The following is a 25532-nucleotide window of genomic DNA, read 5'->3' as shown; positions in this document are numbered from 1 at the left end:
CGTTGTCGCAGGTCGAAGGCGTGCCGCATCTGGCTGCGGGCCTGTTTGCGGCGGGCGGGGGTGGCCCGCGGGCATAGGCCTGGCGGCCGATGCCCGGCCCCTGAGCGGGTGACTACGATCGACGGGTGCGCGACAGATGGCCGGAACGGCTGCCGGGCGGCGTGCGGACGCTGCTCACCTGGTGCGGCCTGGCGGCCCTGGTGCCGCTGCTGTACGCCCTGACGCTGACCGACGGCGAGAACCTGCTCCCGGTGGGAGCCGCGCACGCGGCGTTCGCCGCCGCCATGGCCTTCCCCCTGGCCTGGGCGCGGCGGCGGCCCGGCACGGTGCTCACGGTGCTGCTGGCCGGGGTGGTCACGGCGTCGGCGGCCGGGCTGCCGGCGGAGCGGTTCTGGCCGCTGCTCCTGGCGGGTGACGTCCTGGTCTGCCTGGTCGCCGCCGCCCGGTCGCGCCGTGCCGGCCTGGCCGCGGCGGCCGTCACGCTCGTCGTCCAGGAGGCGGCCTTGCAGGCGGACCTGCTGCGGCACGGCCTGCGCGCTCTTGCGCCCGGGTTCCTGGCGCTGTCGGTCCTGCTCGGCCTGGGCGTCGTGGTGGGCTGGATGGGCGGGATGTTCATCCGGCAGCGGCGCGAGTACGAGCGCGCGCTGCGTACGCACGCCGCGGCCCAGGCGGTCACGGACGAGCGGCTGCGCATCGCCCGGGAGTTGCACGACATGGTCGCGCACAGCATCGGCATCATCGCCATCCAGGCCGGCGCGGGCGCCCGCGTGATCGACAGCCGGCCGGAGCAGGCGCGCGAGGCGCTGGGCGCGATCGAGGCGACCAGCAGGCAGACGCTGAAGGGGCTGCGGCACCTGCTCGGCGGGCTGCGCGACAGCGACCGCGAGTCTTCTGAGCCCTCCCTCGCAGCGGGGCTGGCCGACGTCGACCGGCTGGCCGAGGCGACGGCGGCCGCCGGGGTACGCGTGGACGTGCGCAGGCACGGGCGGCCACGGCCCCTGCCCGCCGCAGTCGACCGCTCCGCCTTCCGTATCGTGCAGGAGTCGGTGACCAACGTGTTGCGCCACGCGGGCACCGACCACTGCCAGGTCACGATCGACTACGAGGACGAGGAGCTGCGCATCGACATCGCCGACGCCGGACGCGGCACCGCCACGCCGAGCGCGGGAAGCGGGCACGGGATCGCTGGGATGCGCGAACGCGTCGCCCTGCTGAACGGCGATTTCAGCGCGGGCCCCCGGCCCGGCGGCGGCTTCCGCGTCACCGCCCGCCTGCCGCTCACGACCCCACCCGCCGGCCCGATCAAAGACCCGGCCGGACGTGCGAGCGCCGAGGTGGAGGTGTCGTGACGATCCGTGTCGTGCTCGCCGACGACCAGCCGCTGATCCGCGCCGGCCTGCGCATGGTCATCGACGGCACCCCCGGCGTCGAGGTCGCCGGAGAGGCCGGGACCGGGGCCCAGGCGGTCCAGCTCGCCAGGCGGCTGCGTCCGGACGTGGTGGTGATGGACATCCGCATGCCCGGCATGGACGGCATCGAGGCCACCCAGACCATCGCCGCCGAGTCCCCGTCCACCCGGGTGATCATGCTGACGACATTCGACGACGACGACAACGTCTACGCCTCCCTCCGGGCGGGGGCCAGCGGATTCCTGGTCAAGGACATGGCACTGGAGGACATCCTGTCCGCCGTGCACGTCGTCGCCGCCGGGGACGCCCTGATCGCGCCCGGCGTCACCCGCCGCCTCATCGAGGACTTCGCGCGCCGCCCCGCCCCGGCGCCCCGGCCGCGCGAGCTCGCGGGCGTCACCGGGCGGGAACGCGAGGTGCTGACCCTGGTCGGGCGCGGCCTGTCCAACGCCGAGATCGCGGCCGAGCTGCACATCAGCCCGGGCACGGCCAAGGCGCACGTGGCCAGCCTGCTCGCCAAGCTCGCCGCCCGCGACCGGATCCAGCTGGTCATCACGGCCTACGACGCGGGCCTGGTGTCACCGTCCCGCTGATCAGTACGGCCCGCCCGGACGCCGCCGGTCCGCACGACAAGCGTGCATCGGTGCCGCCCGTGCCCCAGGGCCGGGGCACGGGCGGCACCGATGGGGGTCAGCCGCTGTACGGCGCCAGCGTGATCCTGTCGATCACGGGGGCGTACTGCGCGCGCAGGAGCACCCCGGGGAAGGTCTCCGACGCGTACGTGGTGCCGTCGAAGTTCGGCAGCTCCTCGGCGGAGAAGCGCACCGTGTTCGAGCCCTTCTTCAACCGCACCGGGACGGTGAGCTCCCAGAAGTTGTTCTCGTGGAAGGTGTGGGGGAACAGGACGCGCTGCGCGGCGGCGCCGTTCACCGAGATGTCGGCGTGCCTGGCCAGCGGGTCCGGGTTGTAGTGCGTGGCGGGCGACTGCTCCGGGTTGGAGTAGCGCACCCGCATGGCGTACGTGCCGTCGGCGGCGGCCCGCACGTCGAAGGTGAGCGTGTTGGCGTTGCCGGGCGTGCCGCCGACCCCGGTGACCGCGCTCCCGCCGCCCGCCAGCGAGAGCGGCGACGCCTTCGCCGTCCCGGCGAGCCGGGCGGACTCCGCCTCGTACACGGTGGCCGGCAGCGCGCCGGCGGCGGGCCGCACTTCAAGCCGGTCGATGAGCGACGTGCCGGACCTGCCGGTGACCGTGACCTTGTTGACGCCGCCGGACAGCGACACCGCCGCGGTCGCGTCGCCGCGCCGGGCGCGGTCCAGCACCCGCACGCCGTTGACCGTCACCGCCGCCCGGCCGGAGCCGAGCAGCCTGAGGTCCAGCTCGGCCGGGGCGTCCTGGGCGGAGTACACCCAGAAGGTGGCCGACTCCTCGCGCCGGGCCGCGACGACCCCGGAGCCCGAGAGCGCGGCTCCGTACGCGGAGTAGGACGGGCGGGCGCCGCGCAGGTCGGCCAGCTCGGCCTCGTAGATCGAGGTCGCCGCCGCCGGGTTGGCCAGCGAGAGCCGGATCCGGTCGACGATCGCGTCGCCCTTCGTGGCCTTGGCGCCGTCGAGGCTGCGCGCGGCCAGGGAGAGCACGTGCTTGCCCGCCGTGAGCTCCACGGTGGTGTCCGCGTGGTCCCACACCACCCACTTGTAGCCCAGCGGCAGGAACAGCTCCTGCTCCGCGCCGCCGTCCACGCGGACGAAGACGTTGGTCGGACCCTGCTCGCGCACCCGGTCGAAGGTGTTCAGCGAGTTGGCGAACACACTGAGGTCGTAGCGGCCGGCCCGCGGGACCTCGACGGTGAAGTCGAGTACCCCGTCCGAGCCGGTACGCAGCCCGCCCACGTCGTAGCGGCCGGAGGTGTAGAACTTCGACACGTCCGACGGGGAGCCCTCGGGGCCGTTGCGGCTGTAGCCGCCGCCGGTGTACTTCGCGTCCTCGGCCTCGTACGACCCCTCCCACAGCTTGGGCTCGGGCGCCGTCGCGGTGCCCGAGCCGGCGGGGGTGAGGACGATCTCGTACGCCGACGACTCCTTGAGCCTCGGCGGGTCACCGGCCCCGAAGTCGAAGACCGCGGTGCCGTCCTTGACGGCGACGTCGCGCTCGGCGACGATCTCCGGCTGCGCCGAGTCGCCGACCTGGCCGGTCCACGGGATCTCCCGCACCCACGCGTGCACGCGGCGGCCGAAGACCTCGTCGGGGACGTGCTCGAAGCGGATGTGCCCGGCGCTGTCGGCGCCGCCGAAGATCGCGCGGGCCTGCTTCTTGCCCGGATCGAGCGTGGCGACGCCCTGCAGGGTGTAGTTCTGCCCCGGGTACGGCGGCGTGACCCGCACGGTGTGGCCGCTCATGCTGCCGTAGGCGTTGAAGAGCCACCACTGGCCGTTGCCGCGGTTGGCCTGCACGGCGGAGTCGGACAGGTTGCCGTCGATGTTCCAGTACGCGATGTCGGCGTCGACCTTCGACTCCTCGATGGCCGACACCCACTGGATCATCTGGCCGGGCACCGAGGTGTGGTAGTTGAAGGCGTACTCGTTGATGTTGATGGGCAGCCGCTTCCCGGCGTACTTCGTGCCGGCGAAGACCTCGGCCTCCATCTCGCGGTAGCGCTTGACGCTGGCCCTGACCTGCTCGGGGTGGCTGAGCTCGTGCCAGGTCATCACGTCGGGGACGGTGCCGGCCTCGACCACGTGCTCCAGGTAGCCCTTGACCTGGGAGTACAGCACGCTGGTGTTGGGTCCGGCGATCCGGGCGGCCGGCATTTTGCTCTTGATGAGGGCGTAGACGTCGTCCCACGCCTTGAAGTAGTCGCGCGGGTCGCTGAGCCAGCTGACCCGGTTGTAGCTCCACTCACCCGTGCCGAACATGTTGCCCTCGGGCTCGTTGAACGGCACGAAGACAATGTTGTCCTGATATTTCGGGTCGAGCTGGAGGACCTGGTCCACCTGCTTGGCGATCTTCTGCCGGTACAGGTCGAGCTTCTCCTGCGGCGTGCCACCGGGCCACTGGTAGGGGAAGCCGCGGTGGATGTCGGTCATGTAGATGTACACGTCGCCGTCGGTGCTGTCGGCCAGCGGCTTGACGACCTCGAGGGCGTCGGCCCCGGGGTGCTGCGGGCCGTCCTGGGCCTTGGTCGAGACGGTGCGCAGGCGCATCCCCTCGATGAGGTTGTTGGTCGGCGCCCCCGGCCCGTAAAGGCCGTAAAGGGTGCCGGACGCGCCGCCGTGGAAGGGGCCGGTGTCCTCGGCGAGGTCGATGACGAGCTGGCCCTCGCGGATCACGGTGACCTCGGCCGTGACGGGCCTGCCGCCGGCCGTGCCGGTCACGGTGAAGGTCCCGGCGGCGGCGTAGTCCGCGGGATCCACGGGCGACCAGGCGATGGGCAGCTCGCGGTCGTAGCCGTCGGTGAAGGTGGCGCGGACGGCGGCCGGCAGGGCCGGCGCGGTGCCGATGGTCGTCCGGACGGAGAACGCGCTCTGGGCGAGGCCCGTCGGCGTCGGCATCCGGCCGCCGGCGACGGCCGCCACCTGCTCCGCCGACAGCGCGGCGGCGTAGACGCGGAAGTCGTCGATCGCGCCGTCGAAGAGCGGGTCCTGATAGAACGAGCGCCCGATGAACCCGGCCGAGGTCGTGGCGGCGTCGATCAGCTGCGCGGCGCTGATGGTGGTGGGGGCCGAGGCCACGGCGGCGCCGTCGAGGTAGGTGGTGACGCGCTTGGCGGCGGTGTCGAGCGTGACGGTCAGCGTCTTCCAGGCGCCGGCCGGCAGCGGGGCATAGCCCGTGACCTTGGCCTCGCCGCCGCCGCCCGAGGTGGTGACCGCCGTGCGCAGAACGCCGTCCCCGTTGTACGGCGTGCTGAACAGGTAGCGGTTGGTGTCCTTGCCGAGCGCGTAGATCCACTGCCAGGCGGCGGCGGTGCCGTCCCACTTGACCCGCGCCGAGACCGTCAGGTCGGTCCTGCCCTTGATCGCGTCCAGCGGCAGCCGCACGTAGGCGCCGTCGGAGGAAGGCGCGCCGCCGGGCAGGCTCAGCGCGTGGCCACCGCCCGCGCCGTCGACCAGCGCGGCGGTGGAGCCGTTGACCAGCGTCCCGTTCAGGCCGTTGCCGGAGGAGTCGGTGATGGAGCCGGTGGCGAGGTCGTCGGAGTCGAACGTGTAGAGGAGCACGGGAGAGGGTGGATCCACGGTCCGCGCATCCGCGACGCCCGTGGTTAAGGCGGCGACGAGGGCGGCCGGGAGCAGCCCGGCCCACATGGCCTTGATGGTCATGACGAAGTCCCTGGGAGGTGTGAGCGTTAACAAATCTCAGGGAGGGTGATCGAGGAACGCAACTGAGGGTTTCGCGTAGGTTACGTAGCCGCGCCCCGCGCGTCAATGGGCGTTTCCGGCATGTCACGATTCGGTATCGTCGACCGTCCTCGCTCTTGACTCCCGCTCGCCGGCGGCGCGACAGTCGGGGCACATCGTTGAACCGGTTCGCTGATTCCGGCGGCCCGCAGGTGGAGCCCGTTCCCGGCCGTGACCGGCGGCGGGCCGATCGATCCTGCAGATCCCCAGGAAAAGGCGCCGTCCGGTCGGCGATCCGAGGGTTTTCGCGACGCAACTGTCGAACCGGTTCAATGACGTACAGGAGGTGAGAGTGGCGACGATCGGAGACGTGGCCCGGGAGGCCGGGGTGAGCCGCAGCACCGCGTCCTACGCGCTGTCGGGCAAGCGGCCCATCTCGGAGGAGGTCCGCCGTCGCGTGCTGGCGGCCGCCGAGGCGCTCGACTACACGCCGAACGCGGGCGCCCGAGCGCTGGCCACATCCCAGACCAAGGTCCTCGGTCTGCTCGCCCAGTTCCACGAAGACGAGTTCGCGCCCGCGATGATGCAGTACATCCTGGGCGTCACGAACACCGCCCGCGACCTGGGTTACGACACGCTGCTGGTCACCGAGGCCGACGGCGTGCGGGCGCTGCGGCGCATCACCGACTCGCGCATGGTGGACGGCGTCGTCCTGATGAACATCGCGCAGTTCGACCCGAGGCTGCCCATCCTGCGGGCCGCGCCGCAGCCGGGCGCCCTGGTCGGCCTGCCGGGCGACTGCTCGGGGCTCGACGTGTTCGACCTCGACTTCGAGGAGGCCGGCCGGGCCATGGTGGAGCACCTCCACCGGCTCGGCCACCGCGAGCTCATCCTGATCTCGCAGCCCGAGCACGTCGTCGAGCGCGGCGGCGCGTACGTGTGGCGCCTGCGCGACGCCGCACTCGAACGGGCCCGCCAGCTCGGCGTCACCCTGCACGCCGTGTACGGCGAGTCCCGCCAGCCCGCGGTCGGACGCCTGCTCAACGCCCTGCTCGACGCCTACCCGTCGGCGACCGGCCTGCTGCTCAACAACGAGGCCGCCACCGCGGCCCTCCCCTCCGTCGCCCACCAGCGCGGCCTGCGGGTGCCCGAGGACCTCTCGGTCATCGGGCGCTACTCCGCCGAGTTCGCCGCGACCTTCTCCCTGCCCTATTCGTTCATCGAGAGCGCGCCCGACCGGCTCGGCGCCATGGCCGTACGCCAGCTCGTGCGCCGCGTCGAATCGCCGGCGGCCCGCGACGAGCCGTTCGTGGTGCGCTTCATCTCTCCCGAACTGGTCTCGCGCGGAAGCACAGCGCCCCCCGCAGCGCCCCCCGCAGCGTCCCCCACCGTGCCCCCGACCGCGCTGCCAACCGCACCCCCTGCCGCCCGCTAGTTCGCGGGCCCGATACACACCTTCCGGCCGCGCTCGAGTGTGAGCGCTAACATTGGAGGCCTCGATGAACCGCACGTCGGTTTCCGCGAAGGCGGCGGTCCTCGGAACCGCCGTTCTGGCCCTGTCGGTCAGCGCGTCCGCCTGCGCGTCCGCCCCGCAGACCGGTGGCACCACCGCCACCAGCGCCGCCGCGGGCGGCGCCGGCGCGTACACCTGGTGGGACCCGTACCCGCAGCACGACCCGGCCTCGGCCTGGGCGAAGCGGGTGGACTCCTGCGGCAAGCAGGCCGGCGTCACCATCCAGCGCACCGCCTACGACACCACCGCGCTGACCAACCAGGCGCTGCTCGCCGGCCAGGAGGGCAACGCCCCAGACGTCATCCTCCTCGACAACCCCGCCGTCTCTACGCTCGCGGACGCCGGGATGCTCACCACGATGTCCGACTTCGGCCTGGACACGGCCCGGTTCGACAAGAACCTCATCGCCGCCGGCGAGCTGGACGGCAAGACGTACGGCATCCCCATCGGCGCGAACACCCTCGCCCTCTACTACAACAAGAAGATCCTCGACGCGGCCGGCGTCGACCCCGGCTCGATCAAGGACTGGGCCACGCTCAACGCGGCGCTGAAGAAGGTCAAGGCCGCGGGCAAGAAGCCGATCACGTTCGCGGCCATCGGCACGGAGGAGGGCTCGTTCCAGTTCCTGCCGTGGTTCTGGGGCTCCGGCGCGCAGCTGACCCAGCTCGACTCGCCCCAGGCCGTCGCGGCGCTCGACCTGTGGACCACGTGGGTCAAGGACGGCACCGCCCCCAACTCCGTCATCAGCAACTCCCAGAACACCACCTGGGAGCAGTTCCTGACCGGGGAGTTCGCGTTCGCCGAGAACGGCACCTGGCAGATCGACAGCGCCAAGAAGGCGGGCTTCCCCACCGGCATCGTGCAGATCCCCGGCAAGGACGGGGGCACCGCGCCCACGCCCACGGGCGGCGAGTTCATCACGGTCCCGGTGCAGAAGGACACCAAGCGCTACGCCGTCACCAAGAAGATCCTCGAATGCATGACGACGCCCGAGGGCCTGGTGGAGACCGGTACGACGTTCGCGTACTACATCCCCTCCACCGCCGAGGGCCAGCAGGCGATCCTCGCCAAGGAGCCGGGCCTCAAGCCGTGGGTCGACGCCGTGAAGTCGGCCAAGGGCCGCACCAGCGACAACCTCGGCACCAAGTACCCGAAGATCTCCGAGGCGCTGTGGACCGGGGTGCAGAAGGCGCTGAGCGGCTCGGCCACCCCCGCCGACGCGCTCAAGCAGGCGCAGGCCCAGGCGAAGCAGGCCACCGGCGGCTGATCCGATGACCTCTCTCAGCAGCGAGGCCGGCGAGGCGGTGACGGTGGGCAGGGCGGCGCACGCGGCTCCCCGGCGGGGGCGCTCGCGGCAGTGGACGGCCTACGCCTTCCTCGCGCCGCTCGTGATCTACCTGCTCGTCTTCTACGCCTATCCGCTCTACCGCAACATCGACCTCAGCGTGCACGACTACACGCCCCGGGCGTTCGTGCGGGGCGACCCCGAGTTCACCGGGCTGGACAACTACCGCGACATCCTGTCCGACGACACCTTCCTGCGGGCGCTGCGCAACACGGCCCTGTTCACGCTGGTGTCCATCGCGGCGCAGTACGCCCTCGGCCTGGCCCTCGCGGTCTTCTTCCACCGCAACTTCCGCCTGTCGGCGGTGCTGCGCGCGATGTTCCTGGTCCCGTGGCTGCTGCCGCTGATCGTCTCCGCCTCGACCTGGTCGTGGATGCTCAACAGCGACAACGGCATCGTGAACGCGGCGCTGGAGGCGTTCGGGATCGGCCAGATCAACTGGCTCACCTCTCCCGACACCTCGCTGCTGGCCGTCACGATCGCCAACATCTGGCTCGGCGTCCCGTTCAACCTGGTGATCCTGTACGCCGGGCTCCAGAACATCTCCGCCGACCTGTACGAGGCCGCCGGCCTGGACGGGGCCAACGGGTGGCAGCGCTTCTGGCGCATCACCTTCCCGCTGCTGCGCCCGGTGTCGGCGATCACGCTGCTGCTCGGCCTGATCTACACGCTCAAGGTCGTCGACATCATCTGGATCATGACGAAGGGCGGCCCGGCGGACGCCTCGACGACGCTGGCCACCTGGTCGTACCGGGAGGCGTTCGGCACCGGCCAGCCCGACTTCTCACCGGCGGCGGCCGTCGGCAACCTGCTGATCCTCATCGCCTTCGCCGCCGGGCTCCTGCACGTGCACCTGCAGCGCAAGGAGGAGCGCGCATGAAGAGCTGGAAGACCGTGGCAGGCGTCGTCCTCGTCGGGGTGATGCTGTTCCCGGTCTACTGGATGTTCAACGTCTCGCTGACCAGGACGGGCGACATGCGGGCCGACCCGCCCCACTGGTTCCCCTGGAACCCCACGTTCGAGGGGTACGCGGCGGCGTTCGCCCAGCAGCTGCCGGCCCTGGCCACGAGCCTGTTCATCGGCCTCGGCACCGTCGCGCTCACGCTGCTCGTCGCCCTGCCCGCGGGCTACTCGCTGGCCAAGCTGCGCCCGCGCGGCGCGCGCGGGATCGACTTCCTGCTCCTCGTCGCGCAGATGATCCCCGCGGTCGTCATGGCCATGGGCTTCTACGCCATCTACATCAGGCTCGGGATGCTCAACACCGTCCCCGGCCTGATCGTCGCCGACTCGACGCTGGCCGTGCCGTTCGGGGTGCTGCTCTTCCGGGCGTTCATGGCGAGCATCCCCGGCGAGCTCATGGCCGCCGCGCAGATCGACGGGGCGAGCACCTGGCGGACGTTCCGGTCGATCATCCTGCCGCTGAGCCGCAACTCGGTGATCACGGTCTCGCTCTTCGCGTTCCTGTGGGCGTGGTCGGACTTCATCTTCGCCTCGACCCTCAACCGCAACAGCGACGTGATCCCGATCACGCTCGGCATCTTCCGCTACATCGGCAACAACACCACGCAGTGGAACTCGATCATGGCGACCGCCGTGATCGCGTCCGTCCCCGCGGCCTTCCTGCTGGTCCTCGCGCAGCGCTACATCGCCGCCGGGGTCACCGCGGGCGCCGTGAAGGACTGAACAGCAATCCGTCGAAAGGTTCACCACATGACCAGCCCCGTGCTGCCGTCCCAGGGCCGGGTCCGCCCCCTCGGGCTCGCGCAGGTCGCCATCACCGGAGGGTTCTGGGGGAGCCGGCAGGCCGTGAACGCCGCGGCGACGCTCGCCCACTGCGAGTCGTGGATGGAGCGCCTCGGCTGGCTCGCCAACTTCGACCGGGTCGCCGAAGGGACGACCGCGCCCGACCGCCCCGGCTGGTCGTTCTCCGACTCGGAGGTCTACAAGCTCCTGGAGGCCCTGTCCTGGGAGAGCGGCCGTACCGGCGACCCGGGGGCGGAGGCGGCGATCAAGCGGCTCACCGGGCGGATCGCCCGCGCCCAGGACCCGGACGGCTACCTCAACACCTGCTTCGGGCACGGCACGCAGCCGCCGCGCTACAGCGACCTGGAGATGGGCCACGAGCTCTACAACACCGGCCACCTCCTGCAGGCCGCGGTGGCCCGGCTGCGCACGCACGGCGAGGACGACCTCGTACGGGTCGCGCGCCGCGCCGCCGACCACGTGTGCCGCACGTTCGGCGCGGACGGCCGGCCCGGGATCTGCGGGCATCCGGAGATCGAGGTCGGCCTGGCCGAGCTCGGCCGGGCGCTGGGGGAGGAGCGCTACGTCGAGCAGGCGCGGATCTTCCTCGACCGCCGCGGGCACGGCACGCTCAGGGACATCCCCCTGGGCCGCGCCTACTTCCAGGACGACATCCCGATCCGGGAGGCCGACGTGTGGCGCGGCCACGCGGTCCGCGCGCTCTACCTCACCGCCGCCGCCGTGGACGTCGCCGTCGAGCGCGGTGACGACGAGCTGCTGCGGGCCGTGGAGCGGCAGTGGGAGCGCTCGGTCGCGCGCCGCACGTACATCACGGGCGGGATGGGCTCACGCCACCAGGACGAGGGCTTCGGCGAGGACTGGGAGCTGCCGCCGGACCGGGCGTACTGCGAGACGTGCGCCGGCGTCGCCTCGATCATGGTCTCCTGGCGCCTCCACCTCGCCACCGGCGACGTCCGCTACACCGACCTGATCGAGCGCACGCTCTACAACGTCATCGCGACCTCCCCGAGCCCCGACGGCACGGCGTTCTTCTACGCCAACCCCCTCCACCAGCGGGCCCCGGGCCGGGAGGCGGACCCGGACGAGGTGAGCCCGCGCGCCGAGGCCGGCGTCAGGGCCGCCTGGTTCGACGTGTCCTGCTGCCCCACCAACGTCGCCCGCACCCTGGCCGGCCTCCAGGGTTACCTCGCCACCACCGACGACGACGGCCTGCAGCTCCACCAGTACGCCCCCGCGACCGTCCGCGCCGAGCTGCCGGACGGGCGGGAGGTCGCGGTGGAGGTCGAGACCGCCTACCCCGACAGCGGAACCGTCCGCGTCCGGATCCTCGCCGACGGGCTCTGGACGCTGGCGCTGCGGGTCCCCGCCTGGGCCGCCGGGGCCACGCTCGCCGAGGACGGGCGGGCGCGGCCGGTCGAGCCCGGCATGGCCACGGTGCGGCGGGCGTTCCGGGCGGGCGAGGTGATCACGCTCGAACTGCCGATGGAGCCCCGCTTCACCTGGCCGGACCCCCGCATCGACGCCGTACGCGGCTGCGTCGCCGTCGAGCGCGGCCCCGAGGTCCTGTGCGCCGAGTCCCACGACCTCCCGCACCCCGGCGGGCTCGACGCCCTGACGATCGATCCCCGACGCGACCTCCGATCCGGCCCCCGGGCCGAGCCCGGCGAAGTGCTGGTGCGCGGCCGCCTGGCCGCACCCCCCGACCGGCCGTGGGCCTATTCCGGCGCCGCGGCTGCCTCCGCGGCGGACGTCGAGTGGTTCGACGTGCCGCTGCGGCCGTACCACTCGTGGGCCCGTCGCGGCCCGTCGAGCATGCGTGTCTGGTTGCCCATCGAAGGAGAGTGACACGATGTCCCGATTCCGAGTGCTCGCCTTAGCCCTGGTCACCACGGCCACTGCCCTGGTGACCGCCTCACCCCCGGCCGCGGCCGCCGGCGCGACGCTGACCGTCAACGTCGCGCAGCCGTTCCGGCCCGTCACCCACGTCGCCTCCGGCGGCCTGTACGGCCTGGCCGAGAACTCCCGGCCGGCCGACTCCACCCTCCTCCCGATCAAGGTCAACTCCCTCACCCAGCCCGCGCCCGGCGTCGGCCAGCGCCCCAACGGCCAGCCGCCCGGCGGCGACTCCCTGCTGGTGTCCCCGCAGGCCACCCGGGCCGGCGCGGGCGAGTTCATCCGGATGCCCGACATCTATCCCGACTTCCCTTACAGGTGGGTGAGCTGGGACGACTGGCTGGCCAAGGTCAACACCATGGTCAACGCTCGGCTGTCGGCCACCACGGTCACGAACGTCATCGGCTGGGAGCTCTGGAACGAGCCCGACTACACGTGGAACACCGCCGCGGCGGGCAACTTCAACGACGCCTGGGTGCGTACGTATCGGGCGGTGCGCGCGCTCGACACGCTCACGCCGATCGTCGGCCCCAGCACCGCCACCTACAACCGCTCCTGGATGCAGTCGTTCCTCACCAACGCCAAGAACACCGGCACCCTGCCGGACATCATCTGCTGGCACGAGCTGCAGAACCCCACCAGGATCGCCTCCGACATCGCCGACTACCGCAACCTGGAGTCCTCGCTCGGCATCAGCCCGCGCCGCATCTCCATCAACGAGTACGCCGCCACCAGCGAGGTCGACGTGCCCGGCCGGATCGCCAGCTACGTCGCCAAGCTGGAGCGGGGCGGCGTGGAGTCCGCGCACCGGGCCTTCTGGTACGAGTACGGCACCATGAACGGCCTGGTCGTCAACAACAGCCAGCCCACCGGCACCTGGTGGCTGTACAAGTGGTACGGCGACATGGCCGGGAACATGGTCACGACCACGACGACCACGACGACCGGCCTGGACGGGTTCGCCTCTTATGACGGCACCCGCAAGATCGTCAACGTGGCGTTCGGCAACGAGGCCGGCACCAACACCGTCAACCTCACGGGCCTCGGCGCGCTCGGCTCCAGCGTCCGCGTCACGCTGACCTCCACCCCGTCCAGCGGCCGCTTCACCGCGGTCACCGCCCCCACCACGATCTCCACGACGACCCGGACGGTCAGCGGCGGCCAGCTCAGCGTGTCCGTGCCCAACATGGTGGCCACCAGCGCCTACCAGCTCGTGGTCGAGCCGGTCAGCGGGGTGCCCGCCTACCAGCAGCGGTACGAGGCCGAGAACGCCTCCGTCTTCCGCGCGCAGCGGCTCAGCGCCTCCAGCGCGTCGGGCGGCGGCTACGTGGGCCGGATCGACAACTCGGGCACGCCGCGTACCGACAGCTACGTCGACTTCGTGGTGAACGTGCCCACGGCGCGCTCGTACACGATGACCATCGGCTACGCCAACGGCACCGGCGCCACCGCGACCCAGGGCCTGGCCTACAACGGCGGCTCCTGGAGCACGGTCAGCTACCCGCCCACGGCGGCGTGGGGAGAGTTCGGCGCGACCGTCGGCACCACCGTCACCCTCCGGGCCGGGTACAACGTGATCCGCCTGGCCAAGGGCTCGCCGTTCTTCTCCGGCGGCACCGGATACGCCGAACTCGACTACATCCAGCTCACCTGACCCGGGCGGCGGTCCGGCGCACCCCGCCGGACCGCCCGCACGTCAGGGCTTGCGGCCCACGCCGCAGACCGCGTTGATCATCGCCGGCTGGGGTGGCGCTCCCGCCGGGGGCCGCCAGAGCGGTGTGGAGACCACGCCCGGGTCCACGAGTTCGAGCCCTGCGAAGTGGACGGCGAGCCGCTCGGGGCTGCGCAGCGTGTACGGGAAGGCGGCCCGCTCGTTGTAGGAGCTCACCGCCGCCACCAGCGAGGGGTTGACGTCGGCGCCGTCGGACAGCGCCAGGTGGCTGCCGGGCGGCAGCGCCTTGACGTACCGGCGGACGAGATCGGCGGCGAGGTCGTCGTCGGGGATCTGGCCGGCGATGCTGAGCATCATCAGGCCGATCGGCTGGGAGAAGTCCAGGGTCTCGGCCGCCGCGGCGAGGATGGTGCCGGGGTCGCGCACGTCGGCCTCGACGTAGGCGGTCCTGCCCTGCGGGGTCCCGGCGAGCAGGGCGCGGGCGTGCACGAGCACCAGGGGGTCGTTGTCGACGTAGACGACGCGGGACTCGGGCGCGAGGCGCTGCGCCACCTCGTGCGTGTTGTCGGCGGTGGGCAGGCCCGAGCCGATGTCGAGGAACTGCCGGATGCCCGCCTCGGTGACGAGGTAGGTCACCGCCCGCCGGAGGAACTCGCGCTGCAGCGTGGCCACCTGCGCGAAATCGGGGAACACGCGCAGCAGGGTGTCCCCGGCCTCGCGGTCCACGTCGTAGTTGTCCTGCCCGCCGAGCAGGTAGTTCCAGACCCGGGCGGAATGCGGCTTCGTACGGTCGATCCTGGGGTCGGCGTCCATGGGCGAAGCCTATAGGGATCTTCGCGAGCATGATCGACTGCTTGTGTCAGACTGCGAGTATGGCCCACACCCATGACGCAGAGGACCCGGCGTGCACAGTGGCCCACCGCGAGGCCCACAGCGAGGCCCCTGTCGAGCCTGCCGGGCGGACGCTGGTCGCCGTCTTCGCCTCCCCGGTGGCCGAGTGCCTGCTGAGGTTCGGCGCCGAGCTCGGCTTCCGCCCGATCCTGGTCGAGCCCGATCCTGAGCGCCGCCTCGAGGGATTCACGGCGGTGACCGGGCTCGGCGCCTGGCTCGACGCCACGGCCGACGTGGTGCTCACCGACCATCACCGCGAGGAGATCGGACCGGTCCTGCGCGACGTGCTCAAGTTCCCCGTCCGGTGGGTCGGCATCATGGGCAGCGCCCGCCACACCGCGCCGCACGTGCGGGCGCTGGCCGACCTCGGCGTGCCGCCCGAGGAGGTCGCCCGGGTGCACCGGCCCATCGGGCTCAACATCGGCTCGCGCACCCCGCCCGAGATCGCCGTCGCCACCCTGGCCGGCCTGATCGCCGACCGCAACGACCGCCCGGGCGGCTTCGCCTTCTGAGGAGTCAGCGCAGGTGGGCGGCCGTCCAGCAGTCCACCGCGCCCGGCTTGCCGCACCTCTTCAGGCCGTCGAGGACCTTGCTCAGGGCGGTCGTCCTGGCGTTGCCGGGGTCATTGGACTCCTCGCGCGGATCGGTGACGGTGTTGTAGTACTCGGGCCGCGGATCGCCCTTGTACTCGACATAGAGCTCCCCGCCCGTGCGCACGGCGGAGTAGCTGGGCGGCCGGGAGTTGCCCTTCTTCATGGCGTCCGCGTCCGGGTCGGGCTGGCCGGGCGCGTGGGGGTCCGGCTTGACGTGCTCGATCAGCGCCGCGTCGCGCCAGCCGGTGACGTTCTGACCCTGGATGAGGGGCAGCAGGCTGCGGCCGTCGCGGCTGTCACGCGTCGCCGCGCCGACGCCGGCCATGTCGAGGAAGGTCGCGAACAGGTCCACGTTCTGGGCGATGGCGGGCGTCACGAGGTCGCCGCGCGGCCCCGAGGCCGGGCGCCTGACCAGGAGCGGCACCCGTACGTCGTGGTCGTAGGCGGTGGCCTTGCCGCGAACCAGGCGGTGCTGCCCGAGGTGGAAGCCGTTGTCGCTGGTGAACACGACGTACGTGTTCAGCTTCTCCTCCTCGGTCAGCGCGGACAGGACGCGCTGCACCATGTCGTCGATCGACTGCACCATGCGGATCCGGTCGCGGAAGTCCTCGCGGAGCTTCTCGGTGATCTTCGGGCCGATGGGCTCCCGCCGTACCCAGGAGGGCTTGTCGGAGGTGTCCTCGTTGAACGACGGCAGGGTGGTCACGTCGATGGAGTCGCAGTCGGGGCCGCCGCAGTCGCCATGGGGGAACTCCCCTGCGGGGAAGCGGTCCTTCGGCCGGTCGCGCGGCGCGGGCGGGAAGCGCGGCTCCGTGTCGCCGCGCTTCACGTTGACCCTGTTGTGCGGCGAGAACGGCGAGACCTGGAGGAAGAACGGCTCGCCGGGGGTGTACCGGCGGGACCGCTCGATGAAGCCCACCGCCCGCTGCCCCAGCTCGTCGACCAGATATTTGCCCCCGGAGGGGTCGATCGGCCGCCGGCCGCCCGCTTCCTCCTTGATGTAGAGGGTGAGCTTGTACCTGAACTCGTTGTAGCCGCCGCTCGCCGTCACGTGCCACTCGTCCCAGCCGGGCGGGACGTGGTAGCCGGGGCCCGCGGGATACTCGTTGATGTACTTGCCGAGGTAGCCCGTGCGATATCCGGCCTGATGCAGGGAGACGGCGTATGTCCTGCCCTCGTGCTTGGCGAACGCCCCGTAGCCGCCGTGGTCGTAGCCCTGGTTGGTCCGCACGCCCGTGTTGTGCGGGAACCGGCCGGTGAACATGGTGGCGCGGGAGGGACAGCAGAGCGAGTCGGCCACGTAGTAGCCGGTGAACGTGGTGCCGTCGTGGCTCAGGCTCTTGACCGTGTCCATGTACTGGAGCAGCTCGGCGGACATGTCGTCGACGAGGAAGAAGATGATGTTCGGCCGCTTGGGCGCGGCGACGGCCCCCGCGCTCGACGGGGACGCGAGGGTCAAGGTGAGGACGACGGCCAGCGCCACCGCCAAGCTTTTCCTGATATATCCGGGCATCGGGGAGAACGGCCTCTTTGGCAGGGGACAGGAGGTTGGGGGTGCGATGCACGTACATTCTGGACAAAGCACTCAAACAACTTCATATCACCCGCGAGAGTATGCTCCGGAGCCGGGCAATCCCGGCCGGCCCTCATGGGGCACGGCCGGGCGAAGACCGGCGTCTAGTTCCAGATCCCCGGGACCGCGGCCGGGACCTTGTCCTCGAGCTGGTCCCGGTCGAGCACGTCTCCCTGCAGGGGCAGGAGAACGGTGACCTCGCGGCCCCAGTCCGCGTAGCGGGTGCTCGACTCGACCGTCATGGAGCTCTTGCCGTAGGGCAGGACCGCCTTGGCGGACAGCCGCTCGACCAGGCCGTCACCGCCGAACCAGAGGGTGTAGGTGATCTTGCCGTCGCGGCCGCTCCTGGAACGCGTACCGAAGCGCGACGCGAACGAGGGGGAGACCGCCGCGAGCTTGGTGGCCTTGATCGAGCCCTTCAGCACGCGGTCACGCCACGAGGTGCGGTGGGACAGGAGCGTCTTGAGCGTGTCGGGCTCCAGGGTGTTCAGCACCAGGTTGCTCGGCGGCAGAGCGGCCCGACTGTAGCGCACCCAGCTCGTGCCCTGGGGCAACGCGGAGTCGACGATCGGGCCGGAGACGTAGCTCACGTCCCGGGTGGAGATCATCCTGATGGGCCCCTGCTGGAGGGCCTCGACCTCCGCCGGCTTCGTCCTCTTCACGCTGCGGAGGAGGTCCTCGCTGTACTGCAGGGTCTGGGCCACATCGGACGCGGCCGCGCCGCGCCGGTCGAACCCGATCGTGCCCTCCAGCCCCGAGGTGACGACCAGGCTGCGCGTGTACGTCACCTTGGCCGTGGACTGCACGTTGACGGCTCTGCCGGCGGTTAACTCGGCTTTGAGCGCCTTGACCGGGTCGATCGTGGGTGCCGCTTGCGCGGGCGTGGCGGTGAGTTGCACCACGCCCGCGACCACGGCGGCACCGATGATGGCTCGCTTCATGGGTTTCCTTGGGAACGGTCCGAAAAGTCGCGAACAATCTGGTGCATCGAAGATCATCAGTCAAGTCGAACCATGACATCCGGTATTTCCCGGACACCCCGTTCCCTTGATCTCACGCCGTACGGGGACGAGCATGGTCAACGGCGGCCCGACGACAGGGAGAGACGTGCCGGCGTGAACGACCCCAGCGAAGACACGCGCAAGATCCCGCGCCAGGCCGCACCCGGGGCCTGCCCGGTCCGGCGCGCCGACGACGGCACGTGGGAGGTCCGCGGCCACGAGCAGGCCCGCGCCGTGCTGCGCAGCTACGACACCGTCCAGGCCGGGCTGGGCGTCGAGACCGTGGAGAAGCTGCCCGCCAGGATCCGGCGGCCGGTCCTCTACCGCGACGGGCCCGAGCACCGCGAGGACCGCCGCCAGACCGCGCGGTTCTTCACGCCCCGCAGGGTGGACGAGCGGTATCGCGACCTGATGGCGCGGGTCGCGGAGAGCCGGCTCGCCGAGCTGCGGGAGGCGGGGGAGGCGCACCTGTCGGAGCTGAGCTTCGGCGTGGCGATCGAGGTGGCGAGCGCGATCATCGGCCTCACCTCCAGCAGGCCCGGGATCCGCGCCAGACTGGAACGGTTCTTCCCCGAGAAGTTCGGCCGGCCCGGCCTGACCAGCCCGAGCGGGATCTACTGGCTGGTCAGGCAGAACGTGAGCTGGCTGAGCGTCTACCTGGCCGACGTGCGCCCGGCGATCCGCGCCCACCGCCGCGAGCCGCGCGACGACCTCATCTCGCACCTGATCTCCGAAGGGTGCACGGACGCCGAGATCCTCGGCGAGTGCCTGACCTTCGCCGCGGCCGGCATGGTGACCACGCGCGAGTTCATCTGCGTCGCGGCCTGGCACCTGTTCACCGACGAGGCGCTGCTGGAGCGCTACCGCGCGGCGGACGAGCCCGGCCGCCTCGCCGTCCTGCACGAGATCCTGCGGCTCGAACCCGTGGTCGGGCGGCTGCGCCGGCGCACCACCGCCGCCCTCGACCTGGCCGGCGCCGACGGGCCGGTCACGGTGCCTCCGGGCGCGGTGATCGAGGTGTTCGTCGACGCGGCCAACACCGACCCCCGAGCCGTGGGCTCGCTGCCGCTGTCGGTCTGCCCCGGCCGCGCCATCGACGGGGGCACGAGCGCCGCGGCGCTGTCCTTCGGCGACGGGCCGCACCGGTGCCCGGGGGCGAACATCGCCATCCTGGAGACGGACGTCTTCCTCAGCCGCCTGTTCGCCATGGACGGCGTGCGAATGGCGTCGGCGCCGCGCGTGAGCTTCAACAACGACATCGGCGGCTACGAGATCCGCGGGCTGGTGGTCAGGGTGGGGGACCCGTAGGGGTCAGGAGGCGCCGCGTGCCGCGGTGACCACCACCGTGGTGTAGCGCATCGTGAAGCCGCCCCCCGCCGCGTCGACGGCGGCGCCGATGCCCGCGAGCACCTCCTGCAGCGTGGCCGCCGGGAGCCGGGTGTGGACGCCGGTGGTGGGCACCAGGTCCAGCCACTCGTCGCGGGTGTAGGGCCGCTCCCAGTCGAAGCGCCACTCCTCCACGTCGCCGAACGCGCCCGCCTGCCGGATGCCGTCGGCGGCCTTGGTGCTCAGCGACACGTACGCGTCCGCGTCGGACATCATGCGCTGGTAGATCGGCGCGTCGGGCATGATCCTGCGGTAGACCGCGGCGATGGCCGCGCCGAGATCGGGCGGGGCCTGGAACGCGTTCCAGAACACCGCCAGCCGTCCGCCGGGACGCAGCACCCGCGCCGCCTTGGTCGCGCCGGCGACGGGGTCCACCCAGTGCCAGGCCTGTCCGGCGACGACCGCGTCGAAGTCCCGGCCGGCGGGCTCCCAGGTCTCGAACGTCGACACCTCGACCTCGAGCCCTTCGCGCCGCGCGAAGTCGGCCATCCGCTCGTCGGGATCGACCCCGAGCACCTTGCAGCCGGCCGCCTGGAACTGCCGGGCCTCGATGCCGGTGCCGCAGCCGACGTCGAGGACGTCGGGCCCGGGGCTGCCGGCGAGGATCCGGGCCACCATGGCGTCGGGGTAGTGGGGCCGGGTCCGGTCGTAGCGCTCGGCGTCCACGCCGAACGATTCCGCCATCTGCCGAGCTTGATGCGGCTCGGGCTCGGGAAGCGAGGCTCCCGGCTGAGATATAGTGGGCATGCGCCCACTATGAATGGGCGTGTGCCCACTCGTCAACCCCGCGTTGACGAAAAATGGAAGGCGGGATGCGACGGTGCCGACAGGGGTGGCTCTCCGCGACGTGCGTGAGCAGTTGTTCGACGCCGCCGAGCGGATCCTGTTGCGGGACGGGCCGAGCGCGCTGACCAGCCGGGCGGTCACCGCGGAGGCCGGCTGCGCCAAGGGCGTCCTGCACCGGCACTTCGAGGACTTCGACGCCTTCCTGGCCGAACTCGTGCTCGATCGCGTCGCCCGGATGGACGCCCAGGCCGCCGCGCTGCGCGAGTCCGCCGGGGCCGGCACCGTCGCCGGCAATCTCGCCGGCGCGCTGACGGCCGTGTTCGGGTCGGTCGCCGTGTCGATCGTCGCCCTCGTCACCTTCCGGGACGAGCTTCGCGCCCGGCTGCGCCGGTCCTGGCCGGTCGGCGTCCCGCTCCTGACGGAGGCCGGCGCCATGATCGCCTCCTATCTCCGCGCCGAGCGGGACCTGGGGCGCATCGCGGCGGACGCCGACGTCGACACGCTCGCCCCGACCCTGATCGGGGCCGGGCACCTGCTGTTCGCCGACCGGACGGGCGCCCCGCCGGAGCCCGCCGCCGTCCGCAAGATGGTGACCACGGTCATCGCCGGCGTCGAGCGCTAGCAAGACGGACCGTATCGTCTCGTCTTGCTGCTATGCTGACCCGCATGTCTAAGAGCCCCGACCCCGCCCGCCGCAGCGAGCGCTCGCGGCAGGCCGTCCTCGAAGCGGCCCGCGAGCTGGTCTCCGAAATGGGATACGCCAAGATCTCGATCGAGGCCATCGCCGCCCGCGCGGGCGTGGGCAAGCAGACGATCTACCGCTGGTGGCGTTCCAAGGGGGCGGTGATCTTCGACGCCTTCCTCGCCCTCAGCCAGGTCGGCGACAGCATCACGCTGCCCGACACCGGCGACATCGAGGCCGATCTCAAGCTGGTGATGCGGGCGACGGTGGCCGAGTTCGCCGACCCGGGGTTCGAGGCGCCGATCAGGGCGCTCAACATGGAGATCATCAACGATCCCGACCTCGCCGCCCAGTACCGCGAGAAGCTGGCGGGCCCGGTCGACGAGGCCAAGAAGGCCCGGCTGCGCAGCGCACAGCGCGCCGGCCAGATCGCCGAGGACGCCGACCTCGACCTGGCCCTGGAGCTCCTGTACGCCCCCCTGTTCCAGCGCTGGCTGCACCGCTCGGGCCCGCTCACCCCCGAGTACGCCGACGCCCTCGTCGAGCTCACCCTCAAGGCCCTGCGTCCCGCCTGACCGCGGACACCGTCCCCGGGGGCTGCGGTGTCGATGAGTAACTGTACCTTCTGGATGGTACAGTTACGGTCATGCGACCGAGCCAGAGGACCCGGATCCTGGACGCCGCCATCCGCGTGACGGAGCGCGACGGCATCACCGCCCTGACGCTGGAGTCGGCGGCCGAGGAGGCCGGTGTTACCAAGGGCGGGCTCATGTACCACTTCCGCACGCGCGACGAGCTGCTGGTGGCGATCCAGCGGCATCTGACCGACGCGTGGGAGGCGCAGCTCGTCGCCGAGCTGGGCAAGCCGCTGGCGGAGGCGTCGCCGCAGGAGGCCGTCGAGGCCTACGTACGGGTGGGCGCGCACGGCTCGGTGAGCAAGGCGGACCTGGCGTTCATGGTCGAGTCGGTCACCACGCCGGCGCTGGCCGAGGCGTGGGACGACCTCATCGGCCGCTGGGCCCCGCCGCCCACCTCGACCGACCCGCGCGACATCGACCTGCTCCTGGCCCAGATGGCCGTCGACGGGCTGTGGCTGTGGCGGGCCACGAGCATGATCCCCCTGTCCGAGCCGGTCAGGAAGGCACTCCACGACCGCCTGCTCAAGCTGGTGGCGGCGGAGGACGCCGACGCCGGCTGAAGCGGGAGCCCGAGCAGGCGTCCTCCACCCCCCCATACGTGCCCAGCCACCCCGACGACCGGGATCGCCCAGGTCGCCGGGGTCAGCCGTGTGACCCTGCGCCACCACCCCTTTTTCCTTGGAGGACCCCCATGACGAACACGGTGACCGAGCTGAACCCCAGACGCTGGGCGGCGCTGGCCGTCCTGTCGGCCAGCCTGTTGCTGATCACGATGGACATGACCATCCTCAACGTGGCACTGCCGCAGATCTCGGCCGACCTGCGGCCGGGCGCGGTCGAACTGCTGTGGATGATCGACGTCTACTCCCTGGTCGTGGCGGGCCTGCTGGTGGCCGTCAGCGCGCTGGGCGACCGCTGGGGGCGCAAGCGCATGCTCGTCTCCGGCTTCGTCCTCTTCGGCCTGGCCTCCGTCGCCGTGCTGTGGGCCGACAGCCCGGCCGAGGTGATCGCCGTACGGGCGCTGCTCGGTGTCGGCGGTGCGATGATCATGCCGTCGACCCTGTCGATGATCCGCAACCTGTTCACGGACGCCCGCGAGCGGGCCACCGCGCTGGGCGTGTGGGCCGCGATGGCGGCGGTGGGCGGCGCGCTCGGCCCGATCGTGGGCGGGCTGCTGCTGGAGGCCTTCAGCTGGCACGCCGCGTTCCTGGTGAACGTACCGGTCATGGCCGTCGCCGTCGTCACCGGGCTGCTCCTGCTGCCCGAGTCGCGCAACCCCGACCCGGGCCGCTGGGACGCCCTGGGCACGGTGCTGTCGATGGTCGGCATGATCGCCCTGGTCTACGCCATCAAGCACGTGGCCACCGAGGGCCTGGACGCCTGGACCGCGCTCACGGCCGTCCTGGCCGCGGTCACGCTGACCTGGTTCGTCCGGCGGTGCCTGGGCCGCCCCGACCCCCTCCTGGAGATCCGGCTGTTCCGCGGCGGCGCCTTCGCCTCCGGCACCCTGGCCGCCTTCACCACCTCGATCGCCATGGCGGGCATGATGCTGCTCATGGTCCAGTGGGCGCAGCTCGTCCAGGGCTACTCGCCGCTGCAGACGGGCCTGGCCATGCTGCCCATGGCGGTCGGCTCCGCGGTCCTCTCACCGCTGGCGCCGGCCCTGGCCACCCGGATCGGCGCGCGTACGGTGCTGGCCGGCGGGCTGGTGATCGGCGGGCTCGGCTTCGCGGTGCTCTGGGTCGCCCCGACGACCTACCTCTGGGTGACCGTGTCGATCCTGCTGATCGGGGCGGGCATGGGCTCGCTGGCCATCGCCTCCGCCGTGATCATGGCGGGTGCCCCGGCGGAGAAGGCGGGCAGCGCGGCCGCCATCGAGGAGACCTCGTACGAGATCGGCGGCACCTTCGGCGTGGCGGTGCTGGGCAGCCTGGCCGCCGCCCTCTACCGGGCCGAACTGCCCGAGAGCGCCACCGACGCGGTGCGCGAGTCGCTCGGCGGCGCGCTGGCGGCCGCCCGCGCGATCGGCTCCTCCGACCTGGCCGCCCAGGCGACGCTCGCCTTCACCGAATCGCTGCGGACGACCAGCCTGTACGGCGCCGTCCTCATGCTGCTGGCGGCCGTGGCCGTCTGGTGGCGCACCCCCGCCCGGCTGGACCTGGCCTCGGCCCAGCACTGAGCGCCCCCCACCCGCGAGGACCTCCGGGCGGCGCAGCACCGAGCGCCGCTACCCGCGGAGTCCTTCGGGGACGCAGCGCTGAGCGCCGCTATCCCCGGCGCAGCGCTGAGCGCCGCTATCCGCGGGATCCTTCGGGCGGCGCGGCAGGCAGGACGACGGACAGGGCATGGCGCAGGATGGCCGCGAACGACTCGGTGTTGCCGGGCTCCAGCCAGCGCCGCCCCGCCACCCGGATGGCCCCGGCCACCGCCGCGGCCACGACGGCGGGGAACAGGTCGCGCCCGGGATCGACGCCGGTGCGCGCCGCGATCGCCTCGGCGAGCGGCCCCTCCGCCATGGTGAACGTCTTCAGCGCCTCCCCCTCCAGCGCCGGCGTCGACATGATCATGCGCAGCCCGGCCCGGTCGGGCTCGGGGTCGGTGTAGAGCTCGACCACGGCCGCGATGACGGCCTGGTCGAGCGGCTCGCCGGCGGGCCGGGCCCGCAGCGCCTGCCCCGCGCGCCTGGCCTGGTCGGCGTGGAAGGCGCAGATCGCCTCCTCCCTGCTGGAGAAGTAGTTGTTGTACGTGCGCGGGGAGACGCCCGCGGCCGTGGCGATGTCATGGACGCGGACGAGGGCCAGCCCGTGGGGCCCCTGCTCGATGGCCAGGCGCAGGGCGGCATGGCTGATCGCCTCCCGGGTGGCCTGCTTGTTGCGGGCCCGGAGGTCCACGGCGTCGTCGTTCATGGGAGGACTCTATCCGACATTGCGTGCAGCGCACTATGTGCGTGGCACGCAAGTTGTGGGTAAAGTGCGTGGGGACGCCTGGCACTCACCCCTGGAGAGTGCCAGCCGCCGGGACGGCGAGGCCCGCGGGCAGGTCATGACGCCTGCCCGCGGGCCGTCCGTCGCGGGCGCCGTCCCGGCAAACCCCCATCGTGAGCAGGAGAGAACATGGCTTCGAAGATGATTGCGTTCGACGAGGACGCCCGGCGCGGTCTCGAGCGCGGTATGAACCAGCTCGCCGACGCCGTCAAGGTGACCTTGGGTCCCAAGGGCCGCAACGTCGTGCTGGAGAAGAAGTGGGGCGCCCCCACGATCACCAACGACGGTGTCTCCATCGCCAAGGAGATCGAGCTCGAGGACCCGTGGGAGAAGATCGGCGCCGAGCTGGTCAAGGAAGTCGCCAAGAAGACCGACGACGTCGCGGGTGACGGCACCACCACCGCCACCGTGCTCGCCCAGGCGCTGGTGCGCGAGGGTCTGCGCAACGTCGCCGCCGGCGCCAACCCGATGGGCCTGAAGAAGGGCATCGAGGCCGCCGTCGAGCGCGTCAGCGAGGAGCTCTCCAAGCTGGCCAAGAATGTGGAGACCAAGGAGCAGATCGCTTCCACGGCCTCCATCTCCGCCGCCGACCCCGAGATCGGCTCGCTCATCGCCGAGGCGATGGACAAGGTCGGCAAGGAAGGCGTCATCACCGTCGAGGAGAGCAACACCTTCGGCCTCGAGCTCGAGCTCACCGAGGGCATGCGCTTCGACAAGGGGTTCATCGCCCCGCTCTTCATCACCGACTCCGACCGGCTCGAAGCCGTCCTCGACGACCCGTACGTCGCGGTCGTGAACGGCAAGGTCTCCGCCAACAGGGACGCGTTGCCGCTGTTCGACAAGGTCGTCCAGTCGGGCCGGCCACTGCTGCTGATCGCCGAGGACGTGGAGGGCGAGGCCCTGGCCACCCTGATCGTCAACAAGATGAAGGGCGTCTTCCGGTCGGTCGCGGTCAAGGCCCCGGGCTTCGGCGACCGCCGCAAGGCCATGCTCAACGACATCGCCATCCTGACCGGTGGCCAGGTCATCGCCGAGGAGGTCGGTCTCAAGCTCGAGAACGCCACCCTCGACCT

Annotated in this window: 21 protein-coding genes; 15 read left to right on the top strand and 6 right to left on the bottom strand. The window is 71.7% G+C overall.

Annotated elements, in window-relative coordinates; all coding sequences use genetic code 11:
• Positions 1-125: 125 nt before the first annotated feature.
• Positions 126-1349: a sensor histidine kinase gene (locus AB0J87_RS61980; protein ID WP_363985066.1), complete on the top strand. Its 1224-nt coding sequence runs from the start codon at positions 126-128 to the stop codon at positions 1347-1349.
• Positions 1346-2002 carry a response regulator transcription factor gene (locus tag AB0J87_RS61975; RefSeq protein WP_350741052.1) on the top strand — a complete coding sequence of 219 codons (657 nt, stop codon included), beginning with the start codon at positions 1346-1348 and terminating at the stop codon, positions 2000-2002. Before AB0J87_RS61980 ends, AB0J87_RS61975 begins: the two co-directional genes overlap by 4 nt.
• 97 nt (positions 2003-2099) lie before the next feature.
• Here AB0J87_RS61975 and AB0J87_RS61970 read toward each other — a convergent pair whose 3' ends face one another.
• Positions 2100-5720: a LamG-like jellyroll fold domain-containing protein gene (locus AB0J87_RS61970; RefSeq protein WP_363985064.1), complete on the bottom strand. Its 3621-nt coding sequence runs from the start codon at positions 5718-5720 to the stop codon at positions 2100-2102.
• Between the two features lie 370 nt (positions 5721-6090).
• Here AB0J87_RS61970 and AB0J87_RS61965 point away from each other — a divergent pair, with 370 nt between their 5' ends.
• The 6 genes from AB0J87_RS61965 (at position 6091) to AB0J87_RS61940 (ending at position 13907) form a co-directional block, all read left to right on the top strand.
• A complete protein-coding gene (locus AB0J87_RS61965; RefSeq protein WP_363985063.1) occupies positions 6091-7173 on the top strand; it encodes a LacI family DNA-binding transcriptional regulator in 1083 nt (360 codons plus the stop codon).
• Between the two features lie 64 nt (positions 7174-7237).
• The gene (locus tag AB0J87_RS61960; protein WP_363985061.1) at positions 7238-8518 is read left to right on the top strand and encodes an extracellular solute-binding protein; all 1281 of its coding nucleotides are present in this window, start codon (positions 7238-7240) and stop codon (positions 8516-8518) included.
• 4 nt (positions 8519-8522) lie between these two features.
• A complete protein-coding gene (locus AB0J87_RS61955) occupies positions 8523-9476 on the top strand; it encodes a sugar ABC transporter permease (RefSeq protein ID WP_363985059.1) in 954 nt (317 codons plus the stop codon).
• Complete coding sequence (locus AB0J87_RS61950) at positions 9473-10279, top strand: carbohydrate ABC transporter permease (RefSeq protein WP_363985057.1); 807 nt, start codon at positions 9473-9475, stop codon at positions 10277-10279. Before AB0J87_RS61955 ends, AB0J87_RS61950 begins: the two co-directional genes overlap by 4 nt.
• Before the next feature lie 27 nt (positions 10280-10306).
• Positions 10307-12205 carry a beta-L-arabinofuranosidase domain-containing protein gene (locus AB0J87_RS61945; protein ID WP_363985055.1) on the top strand — a complete coding sequence of 633 codons (1899 nt, stop codon included), beginning with the start codon at positions 10307-10309 and terminating at the stop codon, positions 12203-12205.
• A gap of 4 nt (positions 12206-12209) precedes the next feature.
• Positions 12210-13907, top strand: a complete 1698-nt coding sequence (locus AB0J87_RS61940) for a hypothetical protein (RefSeq protein WP_355211518.1) — start codon at positions 12210-12212, stop codon at positions 13905-13907.
• Between the two features lie 42 nt (positions 13908-13949).
• Here the strand turns inward: AB0J87_RS61940 and AB0J87_RS61935 are convergent, their stop codons facing one another.
• On the bottom strand, positions 13950-14738 hold the full coding sequence (locus tag AB0J87_RS61935) for an SAM-dependent methyltransferase (protein ID WP_363985053.1): 789 nt from the start codon (positions 14736-14738) through the stop codon (positions 13950-13952).
• 59 nt (positions 14739-14797) lie between these two features.
• Here AB0J87_RS61935 and AB0J87_RS61930 point away from each other — a divergent pair, with 59 nt between their 5' ends.
• Positions 14798-15328, top strand: coding sequence for an XdhC family protein (locus tag AB0J87_RS61930; RefSeq protein WP_363985051.1), 531 nt, complete (start codon positions 14798-14800; stop codon positions 15326-15328).
• Positions 15329-15332: 4 nt separating this feature from the next.
• Here AB0J87_RS61930 and AB0J87_RS61925 read toward each other — a convergent pair whose 3' ends face one another.
• A complete protein-coding gene (locus AB0J87_RS61925; RefSeq protein ID WP_363985141.1) occupies positions 15333-16892 on the bottom strand; it encodes a sulfatase in 1560 nt (519 codons plus the stop codon).
• A 194-nt stretch (positions 16893-17086) separates the two neighbouring features.
• Positions 17087-17923 (bottom strand): hypothetical protein, encoded by an 837-nt coding sequence (locus tag AB0J87_RS61920; RefSeq protein ID WP_363985049.1) that lies wholly within the window; start codon positions 17921-17923, stop codon positions 17087-17089.
• Positions 17924-18097: 174 nt separating this feature from the next.
• On the opposite strand from AB0J87_RS61920, the gene AB0J87_RS61915 reads away from it, so the two are divergent.
• Complete coding sequence (locus tag AB0J87_RS61915) at positions 18098-19291, top strand: cytochrome P450 (protein ID WP_363985047.1); 1194 nt, start codon at positions 18098-18100, stop codon at positions 19289-19291.
• A 3-nt stretch (positions 19292-19294) separates the two neighbouring features.
• Here the strand turns inward: AB0J87_RS61915 and AB0J87_RS61910 are convergent, their stop codons facing one another.
• A complete protein-coding gene (locus AB0J87_RS61910) occupies positions 19295-20053 on the bottom strand; it encodes a class I SAM-dependent methyltransferase (protein ID WP_363985045.1) in 759 nt (252 codons plus the stop codon).
• 136 nt (positions 20054-20189) lie between these two features.
• Between AB0J87_RS61910 and AB0J87_RS61905 the strand changes: the two genes are divergently transcribed.
• The 4 genes from AB0J87_RS61905 (at position 20190) to AB0J87_RS61890 (ending at position 23654) form a co-directional block, all read left to right on the top strand.
• Entirely contained in the window at positions 20190-20777 is a 588-nt protein-coding gene (locus tag AB0J87_RS61905; RefSeq protein ID WP_363985043.1) for a TetR/AcrR family transcriptional regulator, read from the top strand.
• 44 nt (positions 20778-20821) lie between these two features.
• Positions 20822-21412: a TetR/AcrR family transcriptional regulator gene (locus tag AB0J87_RS61900; protein ID WP_355211534.1), complete on the top strand. Its 591-nt coding sequence runs from the start codon at positions 20822-20824 to the stop codon at positions 21410-21412.
• A gap of 71 nt (positions 21413-21483) precedes the next feature.
• Positions 21484-22035, top strand: coding sequence for a TetR family transcriptional regulator (locus AB0J87_RS61895; protein ID WP_363985041.1), 552 nt, complete (start codon positions 21484-21486; stop codon positions 22033-22035).
• A 131-nt stretch (positions 22036-22166) separates the two neighbouring features.
• Positions 22167-23654 carry an MFS transporter gene (locus AB0J87_RS61890; protein WP_363985039.1) on the top strand — a complete coding sequence of 496 codons (1488 nt, stop codon included), beginning with the start codon at positions 22167-22169 and terminating at the stop codon, positions 23652-23654.
• A 115-nt stretch (positions 23655-23769) separates the two neighbouring features.
• Here AB0J87_RS61890 and AB0J87_RS61885 read toward each other — a convergent pair whose 3' ends face one another.
• Entirely contained in the window at positions 23770-24381 is a 612-nt protein-coding gene (locus AB0J87_RS61885) for a TetR/AcrR family transcriptional regulator (protein WP_363985037.1), read from the bottom strand.
• Between the two features lie 207 nt (positions 24382-24588).
• On the opposite strand from AB0J87_RS61885, the gene groEL reads away from it, so the two are divergent.
• The coding region (gene groEL / locus AB0J87_RS61880) for a chaperonin GroEL (protein ID WP_363985035.1) at positions 24589-25532 on the top strand (944 nt) is incomplete at its 3' end.

The sequence above is a fragment of the Nonomuraea sp. NPDC049625 genome (assembly GCF_040675285.1).
Lineage (GTDB): Bacteria > Actinomycetota > Actinomycetes > Streptosporangiales > Streptosporangiaceae > Nonomuraea > Nonomuraea angiospora_A.
The sequence above is the reverse complement of the archived record's forward strand: the minus strand, read 5'-3'. Positions and strand labels throughout refer to the sequence as shown.